Source organism: Candidatus Methylomirabilis sp., assembly GCA_036000645.1.
In the GTDB taxonomy this organism is placed as follows: domain Bacteria; phylum Methylomirabilota; class Methylomirabilia; order Methylomirabilales; family JACPAU01; genus JACPAU01.
Genome location: DASYVA010000203.1, coordinates 1 through 4,186, shown reverse-complemented (window position 1 = coordinate 4,186; position 4,186 = coordinate 1). Strand labels below are relative to the sequence as shown.

General features: G+C 71.4%; 3 protein-coding genes. All 3 read left to right on the top strand.

Going from position 1 to position 4,186, the window contains the following annotated elements; all coding sequences use genetic code 11:
- Positions 1 to 439: 439 nt before the first annotated feature.
- Positions 440 to 2,257: an ATP-binding protein gene (locus VGT06_11400; protein ID HEV8663728.1), complete on the top strand. Its 1,818-nt coding sequence runs from the start codon at positions 440 to 442 to the stop codon at positions 2,255 to 2,257.
- Position 2,258: 1 nt separating this feature from the next.
- Positions 2,259 to 3,629 (top strand): sigma-54 dependent transcriptional regulator, encoded by a 1,371-nt coding sequence (locus VGT06_11395; protein ID HEV8663727.1) that lies wholly within the window; start codon positions 2,259 to 2,261, stop codon positions 3,627 to 3,629.
- 244 nt (positions 3,630 to 3,873) lie between these two features.
- A partial coding sequence (locus VGT06_11390; protein ID HEV8663726.1) for a response regulator occupies positions 3,874 to 4,186 on the top strand: 313 nt, incomplete at its 3' end.

Genomic DNA, 4,186 nt, shown 5'->3' with positions numbered 1-4,186 from the left:
GTAGATCTCGTCCTCCCGGCCCTCCGTGATGAGGCGGTCGGTCCGGAAGGCCTGGACGAGGGCGACGTAGAGGAAGAACAGCACGGCCACGAGGAGAGCCACGATGGGGATGTTGTCCGGCACGCTGATGATGGCCCACAGATTCTGCATGGAAGCCCTCCGGCAGGATGGCGAATTGTACCGTTACCCACCCGCAAAGGGCAAGGGGATTACGCAGCCGGGGAGGCGCCTCGCTCCGATCAGAAATATCCGATAGTTGGATCGACGAGACCCGCCGTGATCTCTCCCCGCCTCCGTGCGCGCGCCCACGGAGGCGGTGGTCGAGCCGGCCGCTCCTGCGCTACAATAGGCGGCGTCCGGGCGTGAGACTCACACTGCTGGACGGTCGCCCCAGCCCCGGGAAGGGTGGAGTGCCCCGGGGCCTCCCCCGAGGGTCCTGATGCCTCGTCCGCGAGCCAACAAGTCCAGGCAAGCCCCATCCCCCGCCAAGGGGCCGGTCCCGCTTTCCCGGGGGGAAGACCTCCTCCGGGACCTGGTGGCTCATCTCCGGACGGAGCGCGACGGCCTCCGACAGGCGCTGGTCTCCGCAATGATCGCGCGCGGCCTCCTCAAAGGCCTTACGCCCCAGGAGGGCGAAGCGGAGGCTGCCACGATCTACGACGCCCTGGTCGAGTGCCTGGAGACCGGGCGGTACCACAGCGCCCAGGCCTATGCCCACGCGGTGGCCGAGCGGGGGGTGATGCGCGGGATCGGCGCCAAGCACGTGATCGGCGGACTCCTGGCCCTCCGGGACCTCTGCGGCAGAGCCCTCCACGAGCGGTACCACCGGCGGCCGGCCGACCTCACGCGGGCGCTCGACGTGTACGAGCCGGTCGTCAACCGGATCCTCACCATCGTCGCCCTCGCCTTCGTGCAGGAGCGGGAGAAGGCGGTCGGGCGGGGGCGCGAGCAGTTGGCGGCCCTGGTCGAGGCCGGCATGACGCTGGCGGCAGAGCGGTCCCTCGAATCCGTCCTGGAGCGGATCGCCGAGGTGGCCTGCCGGCTCCTCGGCGCCCGCTACGGGGCCCTGGGGATCCTGGACGAGGAGGGGCGGCTCGCGCAGTTCATCACGGCCGGGATCGGCGAGGAGGAGAAGGCGCGGATCGGCCCCCTGCCCGTCGGCAAGGGGATCCTGGGCGTCCTGGCGCGGGAGGCCAAGCCGCTCCGGCTCCGGGATCTCAGCCAGGACGCGCGGGCGCACGGCTTTCCCCCGGATCATCCCCCGATGCGCTCGTTCCTCGGCGTCCCCATCATCTCGAAGGGGAGGGTCTTCGGGAACCTCTACCTGACGGAGAAGCAGGGGGCGGAAGAGTTCAGCAAGGAGGATGAGAAGCTGGCGGTGACCCTCGCCGCCCAGGCGGCCATCGCGATCGAGAATGCCAGCCTCTACGAGGAGCTGCGGCGCTCCTACGACGAGCTGAAGCAGTCGCAGCACCTGCTCGTCCGCCAGGAGAAGCTGGCCTCCCTCGGCCGGTTGGCCGCGGGCCTGGCCCACGAGCTCAACAACCCCCTCTCTTCCGTGGCCGGCTTCGCCGAGGCCCTGCAGCGGCGCGCCGGGGAGGGGGGGATCGCCGGCCCGGCCGGGCTGGCCGAGTGTCAGGAATACCTGGCCATGATCCAGGCGGAGGCCTCCCGCGCCGCGGCGATCGTCCGCCGCCTCCTCGATTTCGCCCGGCAGCGCGAGCCGGCCTTCGGGCCCGTGGATCTCCAGAGCGTGGTCACGGACGCGGTCTCCTTCGTGGAGCGGCAGGCCAGCCTGGGCAATCAGCAGATCCTGGTGGTCCCGTTCCCCGCCGGCTCCAGGGTCCTCGGCGATTCCCAGATGCTCCAGCAGCTCTTCCTCAACCTCCTGACCAACGCGCTGGATGCGACGGAGGGAGGGGGCGAGATCCGGATCACCGCCCAGCGCCAGGGCGGAGGCGGCGGGCGCGGGCCGGAAGGAGGCTCGGTCGCGGTCGTGGTGGCGGATAACGGCAGCGGGATCTCCCGGGAGAACCTGGCGCGGATCTTCGATCCGTTCTTCACCACCAAGGAGGTGGGGAAGGGGACGGGCCTCGGCCTCGCGATCTGCCAGAGCATCGTGGAGCAGCACGGGGGCACCATCGAGGTCCAGAGCGAGGGGGCCGGGAAGGGGACGGTCGTGACCGTGCGCCTCCCCCTGGCCGAGCGGGGGGAGCCGGTGGCGGAGCCTCGCGGCTCCCGCGGCGGGAGCCGCTGAGATGGGGCAGGCGGGAGCGCCGGGGGAGGGGATCACGGTGCTCGTGGTGGATGACGAGCGACCCACCCGGCTCCTGATGGAAAGGGAGCTTCCCCGGGCCGGCTGCGCGGTCCTCTCCGTGCCGAGCGGGGAAGAAGCGCTGGAACAGCTCCGGGCCCGGGACTTCGATGTGGTCCTCCTGGACCTCAAGATGCCCGGAATCGGCGGGATGGAGACGCTCCGCCGGATCCGGGACTCCGGCACCTCGGCCGAGGTGGTCGTCCTGACCGGGCACCCGGACGTCCACAGCGCCATCGAGGCCATGAGGCTGGGGGCCTACGACTACCTCACCAAGCCGTTCAAGCTGGCCGAGGTGGAGGAGGTGCTCCGACGGGCGGCGGAGCGAAAGCGCCTCCAGCAGGAGAACACGGCCCTCCGGCGCATGGTGGCCCAGCGGGAGCCGGCGCCGCTCCTGATCGGTCAGGCCCCGGCCATGGCCGCCGTCCTCCAGACCGTGGAGCGGATCGCGCCGAGCGATGCGAACGTCCTCCTCGAGGGGGAGAGCGGGACCGGGAAGGGGCTGGTGGCCCGGGCCATCCACCGGCAGAGCCGCCGGGCCGCCGGGCCCTTCCTCGTCATCAACTGCGGCGGCTTTCAGGAGCCGCTCCTGGAGAGCGAGCTCTTCGGCCACGAGCGGGGCGCCTTCACGGGAGCCAGCAGCGCGAAGCAGGGGCTCTTCGAGGTGGCGGACCGGGGGACCCTCTTCCTCGATGAGGTCGGAGAGATGAGCCCGGCGATGCAGGCCAAGCTCCTCCAGGTGCTGGATACGCGGGAGCTGCGCCGGGTGGGGGGGACCCGGGTCCATCGGGTGGACGTGCGCATCGTGGCGGCCACCAACAAAGAGCTGGCCCGGGAGGTCCGGGCGGGTCGGTTCCGCGAGGACCTCTATTACCGGCTCAACGTCGTCGGGGTGCGCCTTCCTCCCCTGCGGGAGCGGAGGGAGGACATCCCCCTCCTGGTCGAGCACTTCCTGAGGCAGTTCCAGGTCACCGCCCGGAGGGCCAAGACCGTCTCCCCGGAGGCTCTCGAGCTCCTGGCTGCCTTCGCGTGGCCGGGGAACGTGCGGGAGCTGGCCAACACCATCGAGCGCCTGGTCATCCTGGCGGAGGGAGACGTCATCGGCCCGGGGGACCTCCCGCCGAACATCCGGTCCCCGCAGGGCTCCCCGCCTGGCCCCTCGGCCGGCCCCGGCTCCCTTGCCGAGATGGAGCGGCTCCACATCGCCCGGGTGCTCGCCGAGACCGGCGGGAAGAAGATGCGGGCGGCGCGCCTCCTCGGCATTGACCTCAAGACCCTGAATCACAAGATCAAGCTCTACGGCATTTCGGTGTAGGCCCTCCTGCGCGCGGCCGGCGGCCGACCCCCCGGAGAAACTCCGACCCCCCGGAGAAACTCCCGCCCCGTTTTCCCTCCCCCCGGCTCCGGCCCCTTCCTCCAGGCCGGGTTTCCTCCTGGATTTCTCGTCGGTTGGGCGGTGTCCTCCCCGGCTCCCCCGTCCTGCCGGGGCTGGTACAGCGATTGCTCCCTTGCGTGACGGCGAGGCCGGAGGCGCCCCGCGAGAGGCGGCAGCAGTGCCCATGCACGTGATCGTGTGTTCCAGCAACCCGGCGGTCGTGGGAGCGGTCTCCCGACCGTTCGACCAGCACGGGCATCGCCTGACGGTCTGTGAGTCCAGCCTGGAGGTCCTGGGGGCGGCCTCCGTCGTCGCCGCCGATCTCGTGATCCTGGACCTGGAGACGCCGGGGCTCGGGGGCCTCCTGCTCATCTCCGCGCTCCAGGAGCGTGCCCCCGGGATGCCGCTCGTGGCGGTCTCCACGCGACCCGACCCGGACGCCCGGCTGCTCTCCCAGCGGGGCGTGGCGTATGCGATGCTTTCCCCCGCTGCTGCGG